Annotated in this window: 22 protein-coding genes and 1 other annotated feature (1 of these 23 cut by a window edge); of the genes, 19 read left to right on the forward strand and 3 right to left on the reverse strand. The window is 36.1% G+C overall.

Annotation, left to right across the window (positions count from 1 at the left end):
• Positions 1–91, forward strand: a binding site (T-box leader) (it extends 113 nt beyond the left edge of the window).
• Positions 92–130: 39 nt separating this feature from the next.
• From pheS to greA, 3 genes are all read left to right on the forward strand, one after another.
• Positions 131–1180: a phenylalanine--tRNA ligase subunit alpha gene (gene pheS, locus AAA926_RS00410; protein WP_198178872.1), complete on the forward strand. Its 1050-nt coding sequence runs from the start codon at positions 131–133 to the stop codon at positions 1178–1180.
• Positions 1181–3598, forward strand: coding sequence for a phenylalanine--tRNA ligase subunit beta (pheT, locus tag AAA926_RS00415; RefSeq protein WP_198178874.1), 2418 nt, complete (start codon positions 1181–1183; stop codon positions 3596–3598).
• Positions 3599–3674: 76 nt separating this feature from the next.
• Positions 3675–4151 (forward strand): transcription elongation factor GreA, encoded by a 477-nt coding sequence (gene greA, locus AAA926_RS00420; protein WP_034980198.1) that lies wholly within the window; start codon positions 3675–3677, stop codon positions 4149–4151.
• A gap of 109 nt (positions 4152–4260) precedes the next feature.
• On the opposite strand, the gene AAA926_RS00425 is transcribed toward greA, so the two are convergent.
• Positions 4261–5175: an N-acetylglucosamine kinase gene (locus AAA926_RS00425; RefSeq protein ID WP_198178876.1), complete on the reverse strand. Its 915-nt coding sequence runs from the start codon at positions 5173–5175 to the stop codon at positions 4261–4263.
• A 211-nt stretch (positions 5176–5386) separates the two neighbouring features.
• Here AAA926_RS00425 and AAA926_RS00430 point away from each other — a divergent pair, with 211 nt between their 5' ends.
• The 10 genes from AAA926_RS00430 (at position 5387) to AAA926_RS00475 (ending at position 16032) form a co-directional block, all read left to right on the forward strand.
• Positions 5387–7486: a peptidoglycan D,D-transpeptidase FtsI family protein gene (locus AAA926_RS00430; RefSeq protein ID WP_232347671.1), complete on the forward strand. Its 2100-nt coding sequence runs from the start codon at positions 5387–5389 to the stop codon at positions 7484–7486.
• Positions 7487–7568: 82 nt separating this feature from the next.
• Positions 7569–7718 carry a 50S ribosomal protein L33 gene (gene rpmG, locus AAA926_RS00435; protein WP_081945351.1) on the forward strand — a complete coding sequence of 50 codons (150 nt, stop codon included), beginning with the start codon at positions 7569–7571 and terminating at the stop codon, positions 7716–7718.
• A 53-nt stretch (positions 7719–7771) separates the two neighbouring features.
• The gene (locus tag AAA926_RS00440; RefSeq protein ID WP_198178878.1) at positions 7772–8350 is read left to right on the forward strand and encodes a 5-formyltetrahydrofolate cyclo-ligase; all 579 of its coding nucleotides are present in this window, start codon (positions 7772–7774) and stop codon (positions 8348–8350) included.
• 11 nt (positions 8351–8361) lie between these two features.
• On the forward strand, positions 8362–9042 hold the full coding sequence (locus tag AAA926_RS00445; protein ID WP_198178880.1) for a rhomboid family intramembrane serine protease: 681 nt from the start codon (positions 8362–8364) through the stop codon (positions 9040–9042).
• Positions 9042–9260, forward strand: a complete 219-nt coding sequence (locus tag AAA926_RS00450) for a YqgQ family protein (protein WP_198178882.1) — start codon at positions 9042–9044, stop codon at positions 9258–9260. The genes AAA926_RS00445 and AAA926_RS00450 overlap by 1 nt, the downstream gene beginning before the upstream one ends.
• A gap of 54 nt (positions 9261–9314) precedes the next feature.
• On the forward strand, positions 9315–9719 hold the full coding sequence (locus AAA926_RS00455; protein WP_198178884.1) for a rhodanese-like domain-containing protein: 405 nt from the start codon (positions 9315–9317) through the stop codon (positions 9717–9719).
• Between the two features lie 67 nt (positions 9720–9786).
• Positions 9787–10707: a tRNA (adenosine(37)-N6)-dimethylallyltransferase MiaA gene (miaA, locus tag AAA926_RS00460; RefSeq protein ID WP_198178886.1), complete on the forward strand. Its 921-nt coding sequence runs from the start codon at positions 9787–9789 to the stop codon at positions 10705–10707.
• A complete protein-coding gene (locus AAA926_RS00465) occupies positions 10700–11950 on the forward strand; it encodes a methionine gamma-lyase family protein (RefSeq protein WP_198178889.1) in 1251 nt (416 codons plus the stop codon). Before miaA ends, AAA926_RS00465 begins: the two co-directional genes overlap by 8 nt.
• Before the next feature lie 171 nt (positions 11951–12121).
• On the forward strand, positions 12122–13459 hold the full coding sequence (gene glnA / locus AAA926_RS00470) for a type I glutamate--ammonia ligase (RefSeq protein WP_198178891.1): 1338 nt from the start codon (positions 12122–12124) through the stop codon (positions 13457–13459).
• 1388 nt (positions 13460–14847) lie between these two features.
• Positions 14848–16032 carry an MFS transporter gene (locus AAA926_RS00475; protein ID WP_198178893.1) on the forward strand — a complete coding sequence of 395 codons (1185 nt, stop codon included), beginning with the start codon at positions 14848–14850 and terminating at the stop codon, positions 16030–16032.
• Between the two features lie 91 nt (positions 16033–16123).
• On the opposite strand, the gene pyrE is transcribed toward AAA926_RS00475, so the two are convergent.
• Together pyrE and pyrF are read right to left on the reverse strand one after the other, a co-directional pair.
• The gene (gene pyrE / locus AAA926_RS00480) at positions 16124–16759 is read right to left on the reverse strand and encodes an orotate phosphoribosyltransferase (protein WP_198178895.1); all 636 of its coding nucleotides are present in this window, start codon (positions 16757–16759) and stop codon (positions 16124–16126) included.
• A 1-nt stretch (position 16760) separates the two neighbouring features.
• Positions 16761–17468 carry an orotidine-5'-phosphate decarboxylase gene (gene pyrF / locus AAA926_RS00485; RefSeq protein WP_198178897.1) on the reverse strand — a complete coding sequence of 236 codons (708 nt, stop codon included), beginning with the start codon at positions 17466–17468 and terminating at the stop codon, positions 16761–16763.
• Positions 17469–17711: 243 nt separating this feature from the next.
• Here pyrF and AAA926_RS00490 point away from each other — a divergent pair, with 243 nt between their 5' ends.
• The 6 genes from AAA926_RS00490 to carB all read left to right on the forward strand — a co-directional run bounded on the left by AAA926_RS00490 (position 17712) and on the right by carB (position 26009).
• Positions 17712–18635: a dihydroorotate dehydrogenase gene (locus AAA926_RS00490; RefSeq protein ID WP_198178899.1), complete on the forward strand. Its 924-nt coding sequence runs from the start codon at positions 17712–17714 to the stop codon at positions 18633–18635.
• Between the two features lie 195 nt (positions 18636–18830).
• A complete protein-coding gene (gene pyrR, locus AAA926_RS00495; protein ID WP_198178901.1) occupies positions 18831–19373 on the forward strand; it encodes a bifunctional pyr operon transcriptional regulator/uracil phosphoribosyltransferase PyrR in 543 nt (180 codons plus the stop codon).
• 145 nt (positions 19374–19518) lie between these two features.
• Positions 19519–20475 (forward strand): aspartate carbamoyltransferase catalytic subunit, encoded by a 957-nt coding sequence (locus tag AAA926_RS00500; RefSeq protein ID WP_198178903.1) that lies wholly within the window; start codon positions 19519–19521, stop codon positions 20473–20475.
• The gene (gene pyrC, locus AAA926_RS00505; protein WP_198178906.1) at positions 20475–21752 is read left to right on the forward strand and encodes a dihydroorotase; all 1278 of its coding nucleotides are present in this window, start codon (positions 20475–20477) and stop codon (positions 21750–21752) included. The genes AAA926_RS00500 and pyrC overlap by 1 nt, the downstream gene beginning before the upstream one ends.
• Positions 21749–22834, forward strand: a complete 1086-nt coding sequence (locus AAA926_RS00510) for a carbamoyl phosphate synthase small subunit (protein ID WP_198178908.1) — start codon at positions 21749–21751, stop codon at positions 22832–22834. The genes pyrC and AAA926_RS00510 overlap by 4 nt, the downstream gene beginning before the upstream one ends.
• A complete protein-coding gene (carB, locus tag AAA926_RS00515; protein ID WP_198178910.1) occupies positions 22827–26009 on the forward strand; it encodes a carbamoyl-phosphate synthase large subunit in 3183 nt (1060 codons plus the stop codon). The genes AAA926_RS00510 and carB overlap by 8 nt, the downstream gene beginning before the upstream one ends.
• The last annotated feature ends 14 nt before the right edge of the window (positions 26010–26023 follow it).

Below are 26023 nucleotides of genomic sequence, written 5' to 3' on the forward strand. Positions count from 1 at the left end.
TAATCCATTCCGGTATTCACCGTTAGCGAATTTTGAGTGTGGGCATTTTGGTGCCCAAACTAGGGTGGTACCGCGAAGCTTCGTCCCTTTTGGGATGAAGCTTTTTTATTTGATTTGAAAGGAAAAAGTTATGGACTTGTTTGACAGGTTAAAAGAACTGCGTGAAAAAGGTTTAGCTGAGATCAGTACGGCTAAAAATGAGAAAATGCTAAATGACGTTCGCGTCAAGTTAATGGGGCGCAAAAGCGAGTTAACTGAAATTCTTCATTCGATGAAAGATGTTGCCCCAAGTGATCGTCGTGAAGTAGGACAAAGAGTTAATAAACTGCGTGATCTTTTTAACAGTAGGCTTGATGATGCAAAAACTGAGATAGTAGAGGCCTTAGTTAAAGAACAACTGGAAAAAGAAAAAATAGATGTCACTTTACCTGGACGGGAAATGCACTTAGGTACCAAGCATCCTATCAATATTATTTTGGATGACCTTGAAAAATATTTTATTGGTATGGGTTATGAAGTAGTACAAGGACCAGAAATTGAAACAGACCACTACTGCTTTGAAATGATGAATTTACCAAAAGATCACCCAGCAAGGGATATGCAGGAAACTTTTTATATTGATGCAGAAGATTTATTACGTTCACAGACTTCTGGAGACCAAGCCCGAGTTTTGGAAAAACATGATTTTGCTAAGGGTCCTTTAAAAATGGTTGGACCTGGTAAAGTTTATCGCCGCGATGATGATGATGCTACTCACTCACACCAGTTTATGCAGATGGAAGGTATGGTAGTAGACAAAAACATTACGATGGGTGACTTAAAGGGTACTTTAGAGTTAATGGCCAAGCATATTTTCGGCCAAGATCGGGAAACCCGATTGCGTCCCAGCTACTTTCCTTTTACTGAGCCATCAGTTGAAATGGATGTTTCCTGCTTTAATTGCAATGGCAAGGGTTGCTCTATTTGTAAGTATACTGGTTGGATAGAAGTTTTAGGTGCCGGTATGGTTCACCCTAACGTTTTGCAAAATGCTGGGGTTGATCCTAATGTTTATGGCGGCTTTGCCTTTGGCGTAGGCTTAGATCGTTTTGCTATTCTTAAATATGGCATTGATGACATTCGTGATTTTTACACAAATGATGTCCGTTTCTTAGAACAATTCAGCAGGGAGGAAAGATAAATGCTAGTTTCATACAATTGGTTAAAAGATTTTATTAAGTTAGATCAAGATCCCAAGGATTTAGCTGAAAAGATAACACGTACAGGTGTTGAAATAGCCGAAGTCAAACATCCTGAAGAAGGTATGAAAAAACTGGTTGTTGGCCATATTATTGACTGTAAACCTATTGCTGGCACTCATCTAAATTTAACTCATGTCGATGTTGGTGAAAGCGAGACTCATCAAATTGTTTGCGGTGCACCAAATGTTGCCGCAGGAGAAGATGTTATTGTGGCACTACCTGGAGCCAGAATTGCCAATAATGTAAAAATTAAAAAAAGTAGATTACGTGGAACTGAATCTAATGGAATGATTTGCGGTTTACAGGAAATAGGATTTCCTGATAATGTCGTTCCTGAAAAATACGCCAATGGTATTTATGTTTTTCCGCAAGATGCAGGCTTAAAACCGGGGCAATCAGCCTTTGAGCCTCTGGGTATGGATGACTATATTTTTGACTTTGACATTACACCTAATCGCGCTGATACGTTATCAATGGAAGGATCAGCCTATGAGGTTGGAGCTATCAGCGACAAACCAGTCCAAGTTGAAGATGTAACTCTCAAAGAAGATGGTCCGGACTGGACCCAAGATTTCACAGTAGAAGTGGATTCCAAGCTTGCACCCAAGTTTTATTTGCGCAAAATTACTAATGTGAAAATAGGCGACAGTCCACTTTGGTTGCAAAGACGGCTATGGAACGCCGGTATTAGACCAATTAATAATGTAGTTGACGTAACGAATTATATTATGCTTTTAACAGGCCAGCCAATGCACAGCTATGATGCCCGTGCTTTTGCCTCTAATAAGTTGGTGGTTAGAAAAGCTAATGAAAACGAAAAATTGACGCTTTTAAACAATAAGGAGGTCGACCTTGATCCTGAAGACATTGTTATTACTAATGGCAAAAAAGTTGTGATGATGGCTGGAGTTATGGGTGGCCTAAATTCAGAAATTGAAGCTGATACTACTGATGTTTTGTTAGAATCCGCTATTTTCGATCCTACTTTAATTAGAAAAGCTGCCCTGCGTCATGCTAATAGAACGGAAGCTTCTAGTCGTTATGAAAAAGGCGTCAACTGGGATGCGACGACAAAAGCATTAGATATGGCTGCTTTATTATTACGTAACGACGCTTCAGGAAAGATTGACCAGGGCGTGATTACGGGTAGTGCTGAAAAAAGACAACCAGTACAAATCAAGACAACTATTTCTTACATTAATAAAGTTTTGGGTACTAAAATTACTCCAGCAGAGATAGCTGCTATTTTTAACCGCTTGAATTTCAAGGCTGAAATAAATAGTGATGAGCTAACTGTCGATGTACCTGCGAGGCGCTGGGATATTTCTATTCCGGCTGATTTGGTTGAAGAAGTTGGGCGCCTATATGGCTATGACAATATCAAGTCCACACAACCAGTTTTAGCTGAGACCCATGGTGGCTATTCCAAGACTGAAGAAACAATTAGACACATTAAAGATATTGTTCGTGGTCAAGGGCTAATAGAAGCAATTTCATATTCATTAACGTCCCCTGAAAAAGCAATTGCTTTTACAAAGGAGCCTAAGAAACTTGTTAAAGTGCAAATGCCTTTAAATTCAAGTCGATCAACTCTAAGGCAAAATTTAATGACAGGCCTGGTTGATGCTGCTAGTTACAATATGGCTCGTAAACAAAATCAATTGGCAATTTTTGAGCAAGGACGTGTCTATGATTACGAAAACAATACCTATAATGAACACGAGCATTTGGCTACACTTTATACCGGTAACGCTTTCTTTGAAAATTGGCAACACGATAATGAAAAAATTGATTTCTTCTTTGTTAAAGGTCAACTGACAAATTTATTTTTAGCAATGGGCATTGATTTAAATGATGTTGAATATAAAGCTGAAATAATAATGGCTATGCACCCTACAAGAACAGCTGGCATATACATTAAAGGCAATTATGTGGGTATGATTGGAATGATTGGTCGCCCAGTAACTGAAACCAGCAAAACAATGAAAGGTAGTGAAATCTACGGCTATGAATTGGATCTTGATACCATCGTGCCCCTGATATTGAACCCGCAAACAACTGCACAAACCGCACCAAAATTCCCTGCCGTTGAACGTGATCTTTCAATTTTGGTGGATCAAGATACTACTAATCAAGCCGTTGAAGCTGTCATCAAAGAAAATGGTGGCAAGTATCTCCATGATTTGCGCATTATTGATGTATATCGCGGGTCTCATATTGCTGATGATAAAAAGAGTTTTGCATATCGTCTAACGTTTTTAAATGAAAATGAGACATTAACTGATTCAGTTGTTAACGAGGCAATGAATTCTATTGATTCAAGTCTCACAAAGCTGCTTAAAGCGGAAATACGTTAATGGTTGACATTAAAAGTTTAAGTTAATATTATAGACCAAGCAGAAAGAATTTTAACTTTAAGGAGTAGAAAATTTTATGCCTGAAAAATCATATCCAATGACTGCTGAAGGTAAAGAGAAACTGGAAGCAGAATTAAAAAATTTAAAAGTTGTAAAACGGCCTGAAGTAATTGAAAGAATCAAGGTTGCTCGTTCTTATGGAGATTTATCTGAAAATTCTGAGTATGATGCAGCTAAAGATGAACAAAGTCATTTAGAAGACCGGATTAGTGTTGTTGAAGAAATGCTCAAATATGCTCATGTGGTTGATGCTAACTCTAGCGATCCAGATGAAGTTGCAGTGGGTAAAACCGTTACTTATACTGAAGTTGGTGAAGATGAACCAGAAACTTACACCATCGTTGGCAGCGATGAATCTGATCCAATGAATGGTAAAATCTCTAATGATTCTCCAATTGCCCAAGCGATTTTAGGTAAGAAAAAAGGCGAAACGGTAACTATTTCAACTCCTGGTGGCAAGTTTGACGTGGTAATTAACAAGGTTGAAGAATAGTTAGCAGCCTTTACATGAATGTTTTATTATTTGCAATAAATTAAAAATTAAGACCAGAACATATACGTTTTCGTAAATGAATATGTTCTGGTCTTTTTTTATGATTATTCTAGTGACTGGTAAAGTAGCGGTAATCTTTGCTTTTATCAAAGACCACACCACGAGCATTTTCACCGTTAGAAATTGAGAATTGTGCGTCCGGATATTTTTCCCGAACTTTGTTTTCAAGAAAATCTCGCAGCATATGGTTGTTGGCGAGTACAGAGCCGGTCAATGCAATTTTCATTGGTTTAGGGTCTTCATAACGATCCATGCCAATAATAATGTCACGTGCAAGAAGTTCTGCTTGTTCCTTGATTACTTTTAAAGCAAAAGAATTGCCGTTATCGGCTTGTTGAGCTACATTAACTGCCATTGAAGCAAAGTCAGCATTTGCTGTCTTATAAAATTTAGCAGTAGCGTCGTTGAGGTTGTCAACATTGAACAATTTATTGAACATTGGAATTAGTTCGTTTTTTTCACGTTTGTCCCAACTAAGCAAGGCTGACTTCAAAGCTGATAGTGCAATGGCGTATCCAGAACCTTCATCACCTAGAATAGCGCCATATCCACCAGTGGTGATAATTCTGCCATTTTGTAAACCATTAAAAACAGAACCAGTCCCTGCAATTACTAAACCACCATCTTCACCTTCAAGGCCATTATAAAGGGCTAAAAGGGAATCAGTAATTGCCCTAGTCGGTAAGTTATTAACTTTTGCCGAAATTTCAGCTGCTACTTCAGGTGCATGACCAACTACAGATAAGCCAGCCATTCCACATAAGATACGTTGGCAATCTCCGTCAATTTCATCAATTAACTTGTTTATAGTATTGGTAATATTGGTTATTGCACTTTCATAATTTGTGTTTACCTGACCTGGTCCTGCTTTAGCACGTGCCAGTTCCTGACCTTTTAAGTCATATGCAATTGCCATAGTATGGGTTCCACCAGCGTCAACCCCAATTTGATATTTAAGTGTCATAGTTTGATCTTCTTTCTAAATTTTTTATCCCACCAATATTTTATTACAAATGGAAAATTTACAGAAGATTTTTTCATAAAGTGTTTATAACCAGTTTATTATTTGCCTTTTACACGTTATCTATTAAAGTTTTTTCAAAAAGTTAACATCTCAATAGATTTGTCATCTAGTTTTTGCTAAAATTACACTAGTTTAGTGAGGATGAGTCTAATTGAATTTTTTTAAGAAAAAACTGAAGACTAAAAATGATAATTCCAAAAAACAAGCTTCTACTCCAATTAGAATGAAGATAATTTTGGGAATTATTTTTGTCCTTTTTGCTACATTAATTGGGCAACTGGCTTATTTGCAAATTGGCTATGGTTCACGCTTCAAGGCTGAAGTGCAAAAATCTAATTCTGCTGTTGTTTCCAGTCAGGTTCCTCGCGGAGTTATGTATGACAGTAAAGGACGCGTATTGGTAGGAAATAAAGCTAAAAATGCTATTACTTATACCAAAAGTGTTTCTACTACGAGTGAAGACATTTATACAATTTCAAATTCTCTTAGTCAATATATTTCAATTAAAGACGAAAAACCGACACAGCAGCAAGTAATTGATTATTATTTGGCTAATAAAAAAAATAGTGCTAAAGAAGCTGCTAAAGTTCCTAAATCTGTCAGAGAAACTCAGGATGATAATTTAATTAATAAAAGAATACAAGAGCAAGTTAGTGCTGAACATGTTAAATTAAGTGCACGTGAGAAAACAGCAGCTCTAATTTACAATAAGATTTCTGGTGCTTATACTCTTTCTACTATTTATATTAAAAATAATCATCTGACAGACAAAGAAATTGCAGAAGTAGGTGAGCATCTTTCAGATTTGCCTGGTGTAGGTATTGGTACTGACTGGCAAAGATCATATCCCAACGGTTCTTCTATTCGCAGTATTATTGGCTCTGTATCAACGGAGAAGGCTGGTTTACCTAGTGATAATTTACAATATTATCTAACCAATGGCTATTCTAGAAATGACAGAGTAGGTACGTCATATTTGGAAGAAAAATATGAACCACTGCTAAAGGGAACGAAAGCTACGAGTAAAGTTTGGACTAAAAATTCAGGCGATATTGAACAATCGAAATCGGTATATTCTGGTCAAGCCGGTGCAAGTTTGGTTTTGACTCTTGATGCTAAATATCAAAAAGAAGTCCAAAGTTCATTGGAAAAAATTTATGCTGGAGCTGTTGGTTCCGGTGCTGCTCACTATTCAAATGGAGCCTATGCTGTTGCCATGAATCCTAAAACTGGCGCTATTTTAGCTATGGCAGGTATCAATCGTGACCCTAAAAAGAATAAAACTACTAATAATGCCTTAGGCGTAATTAATCAGTCTTTTGTAATGGGCTCAGCTGTTAAAGGTGCAATGGTCGGTGGTGGATTAATTAACAAAATAATTACTCCAACAAATAATGTAATGCCCGATACACCAATTTATTTGCCAAGTACCCCTGTTAAAAAATCAGTTTATCCAATAGGTACATTTGGTGCACTTGATGCAGAAACTGCACTCGAAGTTTCCAGTAATATCTACATGATGCATTTAGCAATGAAATGGATTAAAGCTGATTATGTTCCCAAGAGTTTTATCCATATGCCCCAAACAGCGTTCGAACCTTTACGGCATAATTTTAATATGTTTGGATTGGGACAAAAGACTGGTATTGATTTGCCGGGCGAAATTTCAGGAATTCAAGGTAAATCATTTAATGATCAAGGATTAGTTCTTTCGGGGTCCGTGTTAGACTTGTCTTACGGCAACTATGATGCTTATACCCTGATTCAAATGGCGCAGTATGTTTCTACTATTGCTAACGGCGGCTATAGAATGCAGCCATACGTTGTGCAATCAATTGGTCGAACTTCAAATAATGGCAAAAAAATTTATGTGGATTACAATAAAAAGCCAGAAGTTCAGTTACGGATACCCTGGACTTCAGATGAACTGAATATTGTCAGACAAGGCTTTTGGCGCGTTGTTCATGGCACAAATTCATGGGGTACCGCACATAAATTAAAAAACGTGAAACCTTCTATTTCCGGTAAATCAGGAACAGCACAGACATTTTATTACGATCCAGATAATCCTAACCAAAAAAATCCGCCTGAGCTGGTTAATGCAACTTTTGTCGGCTATGCGCCATCAAATAATCCCGAAATAGCAACAGCGGTAATATTTCCGGGACTTGATCCCGAACTGGAAGGTTCCTACACACTACAAATGACGAAAGCAATGGTACAAGACTACTTTAAATTACATAAAAAGTAGAATTTTGTGAATATTACTGGTAATAATAAAGGAAAAATGCTAAGATAATACAGTCAGAATAAAAGCGTAGGTGGTGAAAGAAATGGCAGATAACATCATTTTGGAATGCACCGAATGTGGCGATAGAAGTTACTTATCTAAGAAAAACAAGCGTAAGCATCCGGAACGTTTAAGTTTGAAGAAGTATTGCCCAGTTGAAAGACATACTACTCTTCATCGTGAAACTAAGTAATTAACCAATATGGCAGGAGCCTATGCTCCTGCTATTTTTTATATGGAAGAATCATGACAAAATTAAAAAAAGAAATTAGACAACAACAAGTTGAAAAATTAAGCAGCTTTGCGGAAACCGCTGAAAAGAATGCTGAAGATCAGGTTCTACTAAAGAATATTATGAATTCTGAACTCCTTGACAAATGCCAAAGCATTGGGATAACTTCTTCTCTTACTTATGAGGTAGATACCTCAGGTCTAATTGCTCAGCTTTGGGATCAAGGAAAAGATGTTTATTTAGCACGGGCTAATGATAACAGTGAACGTTCACAAGATTTTATTTATTATAGTTATATGACTAAGTTAACTAAGTCCAAATTTGGTGTTGCTGAAGTAAGTGAACCGGACGCTCAGATTAATAATGATCTTGACTTAATTATTGTGCCTGGATTAGCTTTTGCTTTGGATTCGCATCAACGTTTAGGCTTTGGTGGGGGCTATTATGATCGCTTTTTGGCAAAACATCCTAGTTCAAAGACAGTAGCTTTGGTCAATTCGAAGATGATTTTTGAAACTGCAGCTTGGAAAATAGAAGCAACTGATGTTCCAATTCAAACAATTATCACTCCTGAAGCAATTTTATCGAAATAACTGAGGCTATTATGAACCAGCGACAAAACCTGAAAAATTGTTATATAACTGTCAGTATATTGGTTATTCTTTTTTTGGTCTTTTTAATTGAAACTGCAATAGGTGGCTCCGAAAATATTTATGTTTTAATGAAAATGGGGGCTATGAAAAATGATGCTATCATTATAGGTAATCAGTGGTGGCGCCTGTTTACTGCACAATTTTTGCATATTGGAATTATGCATTTAATATCAAATGCAGTGATGATTTATTACCTAGGTGTTTATATGGAAACCATAATAGGTCATTGGCGTTTTTTAGCCATCTATTTACTTTCAGGTATTGGTGGAAATCTTTTAAGCCTGGCTTGGGGAAATGATAACGCAATTAGTGCTGGAGCTTCAACGGCTTTATTCGGCCTTTTTGGAGCAATGACTGCTATTGCATTGCAAAATCGTACGAATCCAATTCTTGTTTATCTCGGCAGACAGTCATTCTGGCTGGCATTGATTAATATAGGCCTTGATCTTTTTGCTCCTAATATCGATATCCCGGGACATATTGGCGGTTTTATAGCCGGATTTTTAATTGCTGTTATTTTGGGTGAAAAAAATTTAAGAAATTATTCAATAAAAATGCGCGTTGTTGCAGTTTGTGCTTTGATAATTTATTGTGTGGCAGCTGTCAGAATGGGTATGGTAATCAACTTATAATGAAAACTCTGTATGATGTACAACAGCTTTTGGAAAAATACGGCATTTTTGTCCATGTAGGAAAGAGAATTTGGGATATTGAACTGATGGCTCTTGAACTAGATAACATCAATCGTTCGCATTTAATCGATAAGCATGATTATTTAGTTGCAAAAATAATACTGCGACGAGAATACGAATATGAAGAACGCAGAAAAGGCAATAAGCCTGACTCTTAAGCTTGATTAAGGGTATATTGTTTTTAGAAACTTTTAGTAGGAGAAATACAATTTATGTCAACATTTTTATTTATTCTAGATGCAGTTTTAATTATTGTAATTTTAGCCTTCATTGCAGTTTGGTTATGGAATAAAATACAGACTAAGCGCCTGGGCGGTGGAGACTTGTCTAATGATGAATTTAATAAGGGAATGCGTAAAGCTCAGGTAGTGGATTTACGTGAAAAAGAGCCTTTCAAGAGAAAACACATTGATGGTGCCAGAAATTTGCCATACACGATGCTTAAGTATCAATATACTGAATTAAGGTCGGACCTTCCGGTTTATTTATATTCCGATTCTTTATCAGTTACTTTACGTGCTGCCAGATTTCTACAGAAAAAGAACTTTTCGTCTATTAAATGGTTAAAAAATGGTTTTGATGAATGGGACGGTCGTACAAAAAAATCCAAATATTGATTAGAAAACATGTTTGTTGATTTTTCAAACGTGTTTTTTCTATATTATTAATTAAATGAGGAAAAAGATGCAAAAAGTTTTGGCAATCGTTGGGCCAACCGCAATTGGAAAGACCTCTTTGGCAATTCAGCTTGCTCAAAAAATAAATGCTGAAATAATTTCGGGTGATTCAATGCAGGTTTATAAAGAGGTGGCTATTGGAACAGCTAAAGCAACTCCAACAGAACAAAAGACGATTCGACATTATCTTGTTGATACTCGATCAGTTTTTGAGCCGTATTCTGTGGTAGATTTCATTGAGCAGGCGGAAAAGGCTGTTGAGCAAATCAGTGCCCAAAATAAGCTACCACTTTTAGTAGGTGGTACCGGTTTTTATGTCAATGCACTTTTAAACAAAATGCAATTAGGAGAACCATCTCACCAAGAAGCAGTGATTACAGATAAATGGGAAAAATTTTTGCAGGAACAGGGAAAAAATGAATTGTGGGCGGAATTAGATAAGCGAGATCCAGATGCCGCTCAAAAAATTCCTTTAAATAATACCCGACGCGTTTTACGGGCACTAACAGTAATAGAGCGTACAGGGAAAAAATTTTCTCAGCAGCAAAAAAACATAGAACCAAGATATGATTACCTTATCATTGGTCTCAATTCTAACCGCACTGTAATTTACCGTAGGATCAATGAGCGTGTTGATCAAATGATGAAACAAGGCTTGCTTGAAGAAGCAAATTTTATTTATCAAAATAGGGCTTATGAATATACGATCCTGCAGGCTATCGGTTATAAAGAATTTTTTCCTTATTTTAAAAAACAAGATAGCCTTGAAAATTGCGTTTCAAATTTAAAAACAGCTTCAAGAAGATATGCTAAGAGGCAGCTGACGTATTTTCGTCATCAATTACCTGTCACTTGGTTTGATCCACTTAAAGATCCGAATTGTTTAAATGAAATTAAACAGAAAGTTGAGGAATGGTTAAATGAATAACTGGCCAGAAAAATTAAATAAAATAGTAGCTGAGACGGACAAGCAGATAGCACCCCAATTAGCAAAAATTGATCAAAATATCTTATTTAATCAAAATAAAGTTTTAGAAGCTTTTAAAGATAAGGCTGTTGCTGAATCTGATTTAATTGGCAGCACTGGTTATGGGTCTGATGACAGCGGTCGAGATAAGCTAGATCGTATTTACGCACAAATTTTTAACACTGAAGATGCTTTAGTCCGTTCGCAATTTGTTTCTGGTACCCATACTTTAGCCACTGCAATGGCAGGCAATCTGCTCCCAGGTGATGAATTAACCTATTTAACTGGGATGCCTTATGATACATTGCAACAAGTTATTGGAATTGCCGGCAACGGTCGTGGCAGTTTGAAGCAATATGGCGTTAAGTTCTCTCATGTTGATTTATTACCTGACGGCAGTGTTGATTTTGCTTCTGCACGAAATTTGTTGACAAAACACCAACCTAAAATGGTTGTTATTCAGCGTTCACGAGGCTATAATACCAGACCGAGTTTTACAGTGGGAAAAATCAAGCCAATGATTAAAATGATCAGGGAAGTTTCACCTAAGAGCATCATTTTTGTAGATAATTGTTATGGAGAATTCTCTGAACAACATGAACCTACTGAATATGGTGCCGATTTAATGGCTGGTTCTTTAATTAAAAATGCTGGCGGCGGATTGGCCAAAATAGGTGGCTATGTTGTTGGTAAGCATGAACTAATTGAGAATACTGCGGTAAGGCTCACAGCAGGTGGGATTGGTCGCGAAGAAGGAGCCAGTTTAAACAATAATCTTGATTATTTTGAGGGCCTTTTTGTATCACCAAGTGTGACTGGTAATGCAATTAAAGGTGCAATTTATGCGTCAGCTTTATTAGAAAAGATGGGCTTAGAAGTTTCTCCTAAGTGGAATGAAAACAGAACTGACTTAATTCAAACAGTAATTTTTCATGACAAGGACAAAATGATCAGATTTGCCAAAACTTTACAGAAAAACTCGCCAATTAATTCATTCGTTGATCCTATTCCAAGTAATGATACTGGATATGAAGATCAAGTAATTATGGCTGATGGTTCATTTATTGAAGGTGCAAGTATTGAATTTTCTGGGGATGGTCCAATTAGACCACCTTATGCCTTATATATGCAGGGCGGATTAACTTATGCTCATGTAAAAATTGCGATTACCAATGCAGTTAATGAATTATTTTTCGAGAATTAATCAAAGATATTTATAAATGTAAAGTAAAAGTTTGGTAAAGTTTTGCTATTTTTTGTTAGACCACTTTACAAGGTTTTAATCATTTGCTAATCTTAAGTCTAGTTTTAAACAAGAATAAAATTTCTAGTTTAGACTGTACCAATTATTGTGTGATTTTTTAGGTGGAGAAACATGACAAAGAAAATTTCAGCAGATGACATAAGGAAAAGTGTCAAAGAAGATGATGTCAGATTTATTAGACTGGCTTTCACAGATATTAATGGAACATTAAAAGCAGTTGAAGTTCCAAATAGTCAGTTAGACAAGGTTTTAGAAAATGACGTGCGCTTTGATGGTTCTTCAATTGACGGATTTGTTCGTTTGGAAGAAAGTGATATGATATTATATCCAGATTTTTCCACCTGGTCCGTTTTGCCTTGGGGTGACAGTACAGGTGGTAAAATTGGTTGCTTAACTTGTTCTGTTCATACTACTGATGGTGAACCTTTTGCAGGTGATCCACGAAATAATCTTAAAAGAGTTATTGGTCAAATGAAAGAATTGGGCTTTACTGCTTTTGATATTGGTTTTGAAGCCGAATTTCATTTACTTAAACTTGATGAAAATGGTAATTGGACTACTCAGGTTCCAGACCATGCCTCGTATTTTGATTTAACCTCAAACGATGAAAGTGCAAGTTGTCGCCGAGATATTGTTGAAACTTTGGAAAGTATCGGTTTTGAAGTGGAAGCTGCACACCACGAAGTAGGGGATGGTCAGCAGGAAATTGATTTCAGATTTGATGATGCGTTGACAACTGCTGATCGTGTGCAAACTTTTAAAATGATTGTGCGTGAAATAGCTAAGAAACATCGGCTGTTTGCCACATTTATGGCTAAGCCCTTGCAAGGTCAAGCTGGTAACGGGATGCATACCAACATGTCTTTATTCAAAGGCAATAAAAATGCGTTTTATGATAAAAATAATAAATATCATTTATCCAAGACTGCTTTATACTTTTTAAATGGTATTTTGGAGCATGCACGCGCCATTACAGCAGTTGGCAACCCGACTGTTAACTCATACAAGCGTTTAATTCCGGGTTTTGAGGCTCCAGTATATATTTCTTGGGCTTCAAAGAATCGTTCTCCTATGGTTAGAGTACCTTCTGCAGGGGAATTAAATACTCGTCTTGAAATGCGCTCTGCTGATCCTACAGCTAACCCATATTTGCTTTTAGCCGCATGTTTAAGTGCAGGAATGGCCGGAATTAAGGAAGAAAAGATGCCTATGGATCCTGTTACGTGCAACTTATTTGATTTAAGTGAGGAACAACTTAATGAGATGGGAATAAAGCCACTTCCTTCAACATTGCACAATGCCTTAAAAGCCTTTAAAAAGGATAAATTAATTCAAGCAGCTCTGGGTGAACATTTGACTCAAAGTTTCATTGATTCTAAAGAATTAGAATGGTCCCAATACACTCAAACTGTTTCTGACTGGGAAAGAAATCGTTATATGGGCTACTAAAAAATTTTGTTTTAGTTTTATAATAAGAGCGAAATTTAAAAACTGGAAATTTATTAATTAGGGAAATAATGTAAAGTCTGATAAAGAACGGGCTAATTATTTTTCTTGCATGTGCCCAATATTATAATGTCAAGCTACAATTTAGCTTGACGTTTTTTATTTTAGAAAAGTTTTTTAACTAGACCAATTAGCCATTAAGTAATTTTTCAACTAGTTGAAAATAATTAGAATAACTAATATTCTCTTTAGCCGCATATAAATGGTATTTCTCTTCACTTTTTTAGCGGGAAGTTATTAAATTTAAAAAGTAACCGATATGTAATTGCTCAAGTATTGCGATAAATTTAGAAATCGTTCAAAAATACTTAAAATTATAGATGCAAGCATTAATTTTATTTAATAACAAATTATAAATATTAATTAACTGCTATTATGTAATTATTTTTTTATTTTATTATTAGAAATAATAGTAATAAAATAAGGATTAATTAGACATACAACTTTTTGTGTGCGTTTTCAAAATAATAATAAATATTTAACTTATTTTTATTACATATAATATTATTAGCGTTATTTATAATAAAAATATATGCAATTAAACTCTATAAAATACTTATTATATTTTATATTTATTTGAAAAATATAATATTTTTTGTTATTTAAATTTTATGTAAATTTATTTATAATATTTTGTAATGAAAACATATTTTTAAAATTTAATAATTTATTGACATTTAAGACTTCATTTATTAGGATTATATTATCTAATTAATTTAACATATATTAGACATAATATTAGAGAGGTAGTGTTATTTTAAATAATTTAGGATAGATATTTGAATTTAAAATTTTAATTAATAGTTTAAGAAAGGATATGTTATGTAGTAAAAAAAGCAACCTCAATGGAGTAATCAATTGAAGTTGCTTTCCGAAATACAATGTTAGGAATAAATTTATAAAGTGTTTAATCATGCTAAAGATTATATTTATCCTTAACGCAGAAATTAGTAGCGAGAGAAGTCAAATAAGGTAAATTCAACTCACTACTATAATTACTAATATTAAAGAAAGAAGTTTAAATTTGTAAAATTTTTGCCTTAATTAAGTAAAAATATTACACACATGTAGATTTAATTATAAAATTCTTCTATGAATAAACATCTTAAAATCACATATACACTAGTTTAAAGGTTGTATTGAACTCTCATACAACCTTTTTTGGCCAAATCATATGACTTTAAAAAGGATGTCAAATATTAAGCAAAATAACTCCTGGTCACATGTAATTGCATGTTTTAACTTAAGATCGTCTTTTTAGTTCATTTTGTTATATGCCAACCTTTAAGTGATAGAATAGATAAGTCAAGTTTAAAGTAAGTGAGGTAAAAATGACAAAAGGAAAAACGGTTTATACTAAAGATGTATTATTAGTTATGGCAGCTTCATTCTTTTTTATGTTTAGTACCATGTTTGTGAACCCTCTGATTAACGGCTATGCTAAAAGTTTGGGAGCTAGTAGTGGCTTTGCAGGCTTAATTGTGGGAATTATGAGTATAGCTGCAATGTTTTTACGACCGATTGCTGGCAATTTGACAGATAAATTTTCAAAATACCGTTTATCTTTTATCGGCGGAATTCTCATAGTGGTCGGTGTAACCGGCTACGTAATAGCACCGGCAAGCAATTGGTTGCTCCTTTTTCGGTTAATTAACGGTTCAGGCTATGTTCTTTGCACCGTTTGCATGACGACTTGGCTTGCCTTTTTGGTACCACGTGCTCACGTTGGTCAGGCAATGGGATTTTATGGTCTGATGAATGCACTTGCGATGGCTGTTGCTCCGGCACTGGCTATTAGTACTTATCAAAAAACAGGATACAGAACTGCTATTATTGCTTCTGCAGTTTCGGCCCTTTTAATGGTCATTATAATTCAATTTGTTGGCAATAAGGCAAAACCTAAAAAAGTTAAACAATCAGAACAGAAAAAATCATTTTTGCATCTTAAAATTATTCAAAAAAACGTATTGCCTATAGCAATGCTCACTACTTTGTTTGCCTTCCCTTATTTTGCCACACAAGCTGATCTGGTTACTTACGTTGAAGAGCGTCATTTGAGTGTAAATGTAGGCTCCTATTTTTTAATTTATGCTGTTGTACTATTGCTTATTCGAATAGTTTTAAAAAATCTCTTTGATACTGTTAAATTTGGCACTTGGTTTTGGTTTAGTGTTGCTGCCACCCTTATTTACCTGATTTTGCTGGCAACAATGAAAAATAACTGGATAATGGCTCTCGCAGCTGCTTTTATGGCTATTGGTTATGGTCTAATGTATTCAGTTTTACAGTCAACTGCAATGCTCTTAGCGCCAATTAGTGAGCAGGGCTTAGCAAGTAGCACATTTTACTTAGGTCTTGACTTTGGCATGGCTTTCGGTCCTATAATCATGGGATTTATAAATGACTTATTACCAGTTAAATACTTTTATTTAGTACAGTTAATTTTAATACCGTTTATGATATTGGTTTATTTCCATTACCGCGTTCGTTTGAACGGTGCAATAAGGCACCATTAAACCTTTTTAAATAAAAGAAAAACTGACTAATCTTGTCTTAGTAAAAGATTGGTCAGTTTTTAATATCTCATAATATAATTGGCTTTGCTTTTTATTGGAACTTTTTACCCCATTCCCAAGGATCTTCGTGCCATGTCTTTAAAGCTTCATATTCTGTTGAAGTTATGTATTTCATCTCTTTTTCTTTTTGCAATAGTTCAGGATATGTTAACAAAGGACTATAGTCAACGTTAGCTTGAGCAAAGTTAGCTTTAGTATCTTTTAAATAATAGGTAAATATTGAGCTTACGCCGATTACATTGCCGCCTTCTTTTTCAGTTGCTTTTACTGCATTAATAACTGAGCCACCAGTTGTAATTAAATCGTCGATTAGTACAATTTGATCGTTGCTATTAAAGCGACCTTCAATTTGTTTACCTTTACCATGATCTTTTGGCTTTGGGCGTACATAAATCATTGGCAAGTGCAATTTAGTGGCTACCCAGGCTGCATGGGGAATTCCGGCAGTAGCAACGCCACCGATTATACTTACATCTGGATATTTTTCTTTAATAAGAGCTGCTAAATCTGAAGCAATCCAGTTACGCAAGTCTGGATAGGAAACAGTTAATCTTAAATCAGTATAAATGGGAGATAACATACCACTTGCATAAGTGTAGGGTTTGTCAGGTGATATCGTAATAATTTTTTCTTCAACTAACTTATTAATAATTTGATCTTGATGCATTTTACTCAAACTCCTTTTTAATTTCTCGATAAACTAAAGCGGGATCTTCAGCCTGCGTAATTGGTCGACCCACTACAAGAGCACTTGAACCAAATTCTTTTGCTTTTTGTGGTGTGGCTATACGCTTTTGATCATCAGTGGTACTATTTGACAATCTGATTCCTGGTGTGACGTATAAAAAATCAGAACCAACCTGATTTTTAAGATTTTTCACTTCAAGTGGCGAACATATCACACCATCTGCACCTGCTTTTTTTGCAGTTTGTGCCAGACTAACTACTTGCTCTGCCATTGATAATGAACAGTTTTGTTCATTTGCCAAAATTTTTTCTGAAATTGAGGTCAATTCTGTAACTGCTAGTAATTTGGGAGTTTCATTTCCAGTTGGTGTTCCATCTATCAAGCCCTTTTTTGCGGCTAAAATCATTTCACTTCCGCCCAAAGCATGTACTGTTGTGCATAAAATACCTAATTGAGCAATCTGTCTTGCAGCTTGATAAACTGTATTAGGAATATCATGTAATTTAAGATCTAAAAAAATCTGATATCCTTGTTTTACTAAACTCTTTACAAATTCTGATCCATAATGATAATAAAGTTCCATACCAATCTTTAAGTATGTTTCTTGGGGATGACCTAGCTTTGTTAGCAATTCAAGAACATCATTTTGGTTGTCAAAGTCCAAAGCTACAAATACTGCTTTTTCCATTAAAACCTCCACAAAAAAAGCCTATTTTGGTACGAGAGTGCATCAAAATAGACCTTTTATTTAATTTAAGTCTTGTTTTTAACTTGCGGTCTCTCTGTACCGTTTAAAGTTTATCATTAATGAGATTACCATTTTTGTTTATAAAATACAATAAAAATTTTGTTTTTAAAAAGTAAAGAAATTGTGTAAAATATATCCAAAAATAATTGTATTGACAGTGAGCTTACATTTTTGGAGGGTAAAATGACAAACATCAGTGTAAAATTGCCTGGACTTAATTTGAAAAACCCAGTGATGCCTGCTAGTGGTACTTTCGGTTTCGCAGATGTGCCAGCGGCAAAAAAATTTGATTTGAACGAACTGGGAGCGCTAATTATTAAAACTGCTACTCCGAATCCGCGTTTAGGAAATCCTCAACCACAAATTGCAGTTTTAGATAACGGTGTATTAAATTCAGTTGGTTTGACCAATCCCGGGATTGATAAAGTTATCAGCGAAAAGTTATCTAATTTAAAAAAGCAATATCCAGCACTACCGATTATTGCCAGTGTAGGCGGTGAAAGTGAAGAAGGCTATATTGAAGTTGCTCAAAAGCTGTCAGATTCCAAACTGGTTAATGCTCTGGAAATTAATGTTTCTTGCCCCAATGTTGCTCAAGGTGGAATGGCATTTGGTGTTCATCCAAGAGTGGTGGAGAAACTGACTGCTGCAATAAAAAATACAGTTGATTTGCCCGTTTTTGTAAAGTTGACGCCTAATGTAACTGATATAGTTGCATTAGCGCAGGCTGCTGAAACAGGTGGTGCTGATGGCTTATCTTTAATAAATACTGTAACTGGTATGAGGATTAACATAAAGACTCGCAAACCTCTTCTTGGAAATAATTTTGGTGGTTACTCTGGTCCTGCAGTGAAGCCCATTGCCTTATATCAGATTAATCAGGTAAGACGGGTTACAAATTTGCCAATTATCGGTATGGGGGGAATTGCATCGGCTGAAGATGTGGTTGAATTTATGCTTGCTGGTGCTAACGCTGTTGCAGTAGGTAGTGCCCATTTTAAGGATCCCTTAGCTTGTCCGCATATTGTCCATGACTTACCGCAGGTTTTGAATAATTTAGGAGTCAATGATATTAAAGATTTAGTTGGTCAAGTTGAATATAACTAAAAAGCTAACATTAGCAATATCCAACTTTACTATTGACAATTTGAATTCGAAACAGTATATTTAAACAGATGTCCTTTAAAATTAGTCCCGTGAGGCTAGCAAGGAAAGCTCAATTAAGTATTGACTTTTACAAAGCATTTAGTCTCAAATAGATTAAGTGCTTTTTTCATGGGCAATGTACTACAGGAGAAAAAAATGACAAAAGAAATTTGGGATGCCTCAGCAATGAAAAGAGCGTTGACAAGAATTACTTATGAAATCATTGAACGAAATAAAGGCACGGAGAATTTGGTTCTGGTAGGAATAAAAACTCGTGGTGTATATTTAGCTCAACGCATTCATGATCGGATTCAGAAGCTTGAAGGTGTTGATGTTCCACTTGGTCAGCTTGATATTACTTTATATCGTGATGATCGTCACGATGCATCATTAAAACTAGATCCCGTTGTTAATTCGAGTGAACTCGGTGTTGAAATTAACAATAAACACGTGATTTTAGTTGATGATGTTATTTTTACCGGTCGGACAATTAGAGCAGCAATGGATGCTTTAATGGATAAAGGCAGACCTAGTTCAATTGCCGTTGCTGCTTTGGTTGACCGTGGTCATCGCGAACTTCCAATTCGAGCAGATTTTGTTGGTAAAAACATTCCAACTTCATCACATGAAGAGATAGCTGTTCATGTAGAAGAAATTGATAATAAAGACAATGTGGAATTAAAACCATTGCCACAATAAAAAATTAATTCAACCGTTTAATTGGCTCCAGAGAGGGTCAGAAGGGTTTGAGTTCATTTTATTGAGTCTCTGACTATACTAAAAACCCTTTTGCTAAACCTGGAGCTGAAAAGCTTTAGGTTTATTTTTTTGGAAGAGAGTAAAAATGAAAAATATTAATCTTGTTACCCTAAAATCATTTGTAAGTGTCGAAAACTTAACAGTTGAAGAAGTAATGGCACTTATTGAAAGAGCTGAGTTCTTTAAAAAAGGTGGTGCTCGTCCACACCTAACACAACCAGTTTTTGTCACAAACATGTTTTTTGAAAATTCTAGCAGAACTCACACGAGTTTTGAAATGGCAGAAAGAAAATTAGGATTAAGCGTAATACCATTTGACCCTGCTCACAGTTCAACCAAAAAAGGTGAAACGCTTTACGATACTTCACTTATCATGGCAGCTCTCGGGATTGATCTTGAAGTTATCAGGCATACTGAAAATGAATACTATAACCAACTGATACACCCCAAGCAAAACCAACACCTTGATATAGGCGTGATAAATGCCGGAGATGGAAGCGGTCAGCACCCATCACAATGTATGCTTGACATGATGACAATTCATGAGCATTTTGGCCATTTTAAGGGCCTTAAAGTAGCTATCGTAGGAGATATTACTAATTCTCGAGTTGCTAAAAGTAATATGGAACTTTTGACCAGGCTTGGAGCCAAAGTTTATTTCTCTGGTCCTGATTATTGGTATGACACACAATACGATAAGTATGGTGAATATAAACCAATTGATGACTTGATTAATAAAATGGATGTAATGATGCTGTTAAGAGTTCAGCACGAACGACACGCTGGTGATCCTAACGAAGCAAAATTTGATGCTCAAGAGTATCAAGCAAAATATGGAATTAACCAAAAGCGATATGAGCAAATGAAAGATGATGCCATTATTATGCACCCGGGTCCGATTAACCATGATGTTGAACTTAGCGGTGACTTAGTTGAAGCTCCAAAGTGTCGGTTTGTAAGGCAAATGGAAAATGGCGTTTTTATGAGAATGGCAATGATTGAAGCAGTTATGCGTGGACGCAAATTAGGGGGATTGTCTTGATGACAACTGTGATTAAAAATGGCTATATTTATACTGATGGAGAAATAGTACATGGTGACCTTTTAATTAAAAATGGTGTAATTTCTGCAATTGGTATTGGTTTAAAAGCAGAAAATATAATTGATGCCAAAAATCAATTAGTAAGCCCAGGACTTGTTGATGTACATGTTCATTACAGAGATCCTGGACAAACTGATAAAGAAAATGTCAGAACCGGTTCGCTGGCAGCAGCACATGGTGGTTTCACTACTGTTTGTGCAATGCCGAATGTAGTACCGGTACCCAATACATCAGAACTTATGAGTAAAATGGTACAAAACAATTGTGAAAATGGTGTAGTCCATATTTTGCAATATGCACCTATTACAGTTAATGAAGATACTAATGAAATTCCTGATTATGCAGCTCTAAAAAAAGCTGGCTGTATTGCACTGAGCAATGATGGCAAAGGTGTTCAGAATGCTGGCACGATGTATTTGGCAATGCAAAGGGCGCAGGCTAATAATTTAATTATTGCCGAACATGCTCAAGATGATTCGTTGTTCAAACATGGCGTTATAAATGAAGGTCAAAAGGCTAGTGAATTTAATTTAGCTCCAATTACTGAATTAGCTGAAACAACTCAAATTGCCAGAGATTTATTATTGGCGCAAAAGACTGGCGTTCATTACCATGTTTGCCATGTTTCTACTAAGAAAGGCGTTGAATTGATCAGAATTGCTAAAAGTAAAGGTATTAATGTTACCTGCGAAGTTGCTCCTCATCATCTTCTATTAGGAGAAGAAGATATTATCAGTGATAATGCTAATTTTAAAATGAATCCGCCTTTGAGAACCAAAGGAGATCAAAAAGCACTTTTAGCTGGATTACTTGATGGCACAATTGACATGATAGCTACTGATCATGCTCCTCATACTGCAAGTGATAAGCAAAATGGTTTTGCCACGGCTGCATTTGGTATTGTTGGCAGCGAAACGGCTTTTAGTGAGCTCTACACTAAATTTGTTAAAACTGGTATTTTTACTCTTGAGCAGTTATTAAATTGGCTCACTTTGGCTCCCGCTAAAACTTTTGGTTTGGAAAAAGCTGGAAAAATAGCTTTAGGTCAACCGGCAGATATTGCAATTTTCGATCTTCACAAAAAAGAAGCTATTAATGCAGCTAATTTTAAGTCTAAGGGAAGGAATACTCCTTTTAATAGTGATGCAGTTTATGGCCAAACTGTTTTAACAATGGTCGACGGCCAGATTGTTTTTCAAAGTGAGGAAAGTAAATGAGATATTTAATTTTAGAAGATGGCAGTATATTTGCAGGCAAAGGCTTTGGTGGAAGTCAAGCGACTAAAGGTGAAGTCGTGTTTACAACCGGAATGACAGGTTATCAAGAGGCAATTACCGATCAATCGTATGCTGATCAAATTTTAGTTTTTACTAATCCGTTAATTGGCAATTATGGGATCACGCTGGCAGATTATGAATCACTTGAGCCGGGCATAAAAGGAGTGATTTGCCATGAAGTGGCACGACACCCTGATAATTGGCGCATGCAAACTACTTTACCAGATTTTTTAAAGAGTCTAGATGTACCTGGTATTCAAGGAATAGATACCAGAAAACTGGTTAAAAAATTACGTGCCTACGGTACAATGAAGGGTCAAATTTGTGATTCTAAGGAGAATGCTGCTGCGATTGCAGAGCAATTAAAAGCAAGTCAACTTTCAAAGGACGTAGTTAAAAGAGTTGCGACTACAAAATCTTATCCTGTGCCGGGCTCAAAGCGCAATATTGTTGTAGTAGATTTTGGATTAAAAAATAGTATTTTGCGTGAATTAAGCAAACGAGATTGCAACTGTATAGTTTTGCCTTATACTACTTCAGCTGAAAAAATATTATCTCTTCATCCGGATGGCGTTTTGCTGTCTAATGGACCTGGAGATCCTTTAGAAATGCAGGGTGCAGTCAAAATGGTCCGAGAAGTAGAAAAGCATGTTCCTTTAATGGGAATTTGCATGGGTCATCAAGTATTTGCTCTGGCTAATGGAGCGAATACTTATAAAATGAAATTTGGTCATCGGGGATTTAATCATCCTGTACGTGAAATAGCCACAGGAAATATTGGCTTTACCTCACAGAATCATGGCTATGCTGTTAGCCGAGATTCAATTGATCCTGATATTTTAATGGTTACTCATGTTGAAGTTAATGACGGTACTATCGAAGGTTTGCGGCACAAGAAATATCCTGCTTTTTCCGTCCAATTTCACCCTGATAGTACGCCTGGCCCTCACGATGAAGAAGGCATCTTTGATTACTTTATGCAAATGATTGACCAAAGAAAGGATGTTGAAAATCATGCCTAAAAGAACTGATATTGAAAAAATAATGGTAATTGGTTCAGGACCAATTATTATTGGTCAAGCTGCAGAATTTGATTATTCCGGTACACAAGCATGCCTTGCTTTGCGTGAAGAAGGTTATGAAGTGGTTCTGGTTAATTCTAATCCTGCCACAATTATGACTGATACCACAATAGCCGATAAAGTTTATATTGAACCATTAACTGTAGAATCAGTATCACGTATTATCCGTAAAGAATTTCCTGATGCTATTTTACCGACTTTAGGTGGTCAAGTTGGTTTAAATATGGCTTTATCATTAGCTAAAAGTGGTATTTTAGATGAACTAAACATTGAATTATTGGGAACAAAGCTCAATTCAATTGAACAAGCCGAAGACAGAGAAAAATTTAAAGAATTGTGCCAAAAATTAGGAGAGCCAGTGCCACCTTCAACTAGTGTAAAGACAGTGCAAGAGGCATTAGATTTTGGAGACAAAATTGGTTATCCCATCATTGTTCGCCCGGCATTCACTATGGGTGGAACTGGTGGCGGCATTTGCAATGACAGGGATGAACTCGCTAAAATCGCCAAAAATGGCTTGGAATTATCTCCTGTTACTGAATGTTTAATTGAACGGTCAATAGCAGGGTACAAGGAAGTTGAATTTGAAGTCATGAGAGATCATGACGATAATGCCATGATTGTTTGCTGTATGGAAAACTTTGATCCTGTCGGTATCCATACGGGAGATTCAATTGTTTTTTCACCGTCTCAGACATTATCTGATAAAGAATATCAGATGTTGCGTGACTGTTCTTTAAAACTTATTCGGGCGTTAAAAATTGAAGGTGGCTGCAACGTTCAGTTAGCCCTTGATCCAAATAGTTTTAATTATGATGTCATTGAGGTTAATCCGCGTGTTTCCCGTTCTTCTGCCTTGGCTTCAAAGGCCACGGGTTATCCCATTGCTAAGATGGCTGCTAAAATCGCGGTGGGTCTTACTTTAGATGAAATAAAGAATCCAGTAACGGGCACTACTTTTGCAGAATTTGAACCAGCCCTGGATTATGTTGTTTGCAAAATACCGCGCTGGCCCTTTGATAAATTTGCCAAAGCAAATCGTGAACTTGGCACACAAATGAAAGCGACTGGAGAAGTCATGGCTATAGGCAGAACAGCTGAAGAAGCCTTTCAAAAAGCTGTTCGCTCTTTGGAAATTGACCAAAAAGACTTTTATTCAGCTGAAGCACACGATGCAAGTGATGAAGAACTGGAAAATAAACTGGTTAAAGCTCAGGATGACCGTCTCTTTTATTTAGCGGAGGCTTTTCGCAGAGACTATGCAATGTCAGACTTACATGAATTAACCAAAATTAATTTCTATTTTCTAGATATTGTCAAGCATATTGTTGATCTAGAAAAGACTATTGAGGCTAATCCAGATGATCTGGCTGTGCTCAAAAATGCTAAGAAATACGGCTTTAGTGACCATACTATCGCAAATTTGTGGCATGAGGATGAAGACCAAGTGCGAGATTTGCGCAAGCAGAACCATTTAGTGCCAGTTTATAAAATGGTAGATACTTGTGCTGGAGAATTTATCTCACAAACTCCTTATTTCTATTCTACTTACGATACCGAAAATGAGAGTCGGAAGAATAGTAAAAAATCAGTTTTAGTTGTTGGTTCAGGTCCAATTCGTATTGGTCAGGGTGTGGAATTTGACTACGCCACTGTTCATTGTGTCAAAGCATTACAAAAAATGGGTTATGAAGCTATTGTAATTAATTCAAATCCAGAAACCGTTTCAACCGACTTTTCTGTTTCTGATAAATTATATTTTGAGCCACTTACTTTAGAAGATGTCTTAAATGTCTGTGATCTTGAGCAACCTGAAGGTGTAATTATCCAGTTTGGTGGTCAAACTTCAATTAATTTGGCAGCTGGGCTAGAAAAGCATGGTGTTAAAATCTTGGGTACCAGTGTGGAAGACCTGAACAGAGCTGAAGATCGCGAATTGTTTGATCAAGTAGTAAAAGAATTGGGCTTGAAGCAACCGCAAGGAATTACGACTACCACACATGATGGTGTTATCAAAGCAGCAGACAAGTTGGGGTATCCGGTTTTAGTCAGACCAAGTTATGTTTTGGGTGGAAAAGCAATGGAAATTGTTTATAATCAGCCAGAACTTGAAGACTATTTGCAAAATCATGTGGATATTGCAAGCAGTCATCCAATCTTAGTTGATGATTATCTTGATGGGCGCGAGTGTGATGTCGATGCGATTTGCGATGGCGAAAGGGTACTTATTCCCGGAATAATGGAACATATTGAACATGCTGGAGTTCACTCCGGAGATTCCATGGCTGTTTATCCTGCTCAAACATTTTCTCCCACAATTAAACAAAAAATAGCCGACATTACTAAGAAGTTAGCGTTAAAGCTTAATTGTCGCGGAATAATGAATTTGCAGTTAATTGAGCGCGATGGTGAAATTTATATTATTGAGGTCAATCCTCGTGCTAGTCGTACTGTACCTTTTTTAAGCAAGATTACTTCTATTGAAATGGCGCAGGTGGCAACCAGAGTAATTATGGGTGAAAGTTTACAGGAACAGGGTTATGATGATGGCCTGGCACCAGAAACTAAAATGATTAGTGTTAAAGCCCCAGTGTTCTCATTTAGCAAACTTTCTGATGTTGACAGTTATTTAGGACCAGAAATGAAGTCAACTGGTGAGGTCATGGGTAGTGATTTTAGTTTTCCTAAGGCACTTTACAAAGCTTTCTCAGGTGCAAACATGCAGATCCCTGACAGCGGCAATATTTTATTAACAATCGAAGACCGTGATAAACAAGAAATTTTGCCTATTGCCAAAAGATTTGCCCAAATCGGTTACCGTATTTTTGCTACCAGTGGCACAGCAACATTTTTAAAACAAAATCATTTACATGTTGCTTTGGTAGATAAAATTCATGAAGACACTGACACAAATATCTTAAATGAATTGAAAACTGGCAAAATCGATTTGGTAATTAATACTATGGGACATGATCTGGCTAAAACATCTGATGGCTTTGTTATTCGTCAGACTGCTATTCAGCAAAATATTCCGCTAATTACCAGTCTAGATACTGCACGTGCATTATTGACTGCACTAGAAAACAGGTCGTTTGCTACAATAAACATCAAATAAAATTTGGTAATTTA

Origin of the sequence: Lactobacillus juensis (genome assembly GCF_036246285.1) — a bacterium.
Lineage (GTDB): Bacteria > Bacillota > Bacilli > Lactobacillales > Lactobacillaceae > Lactobacillus > Lactobacillus juensis.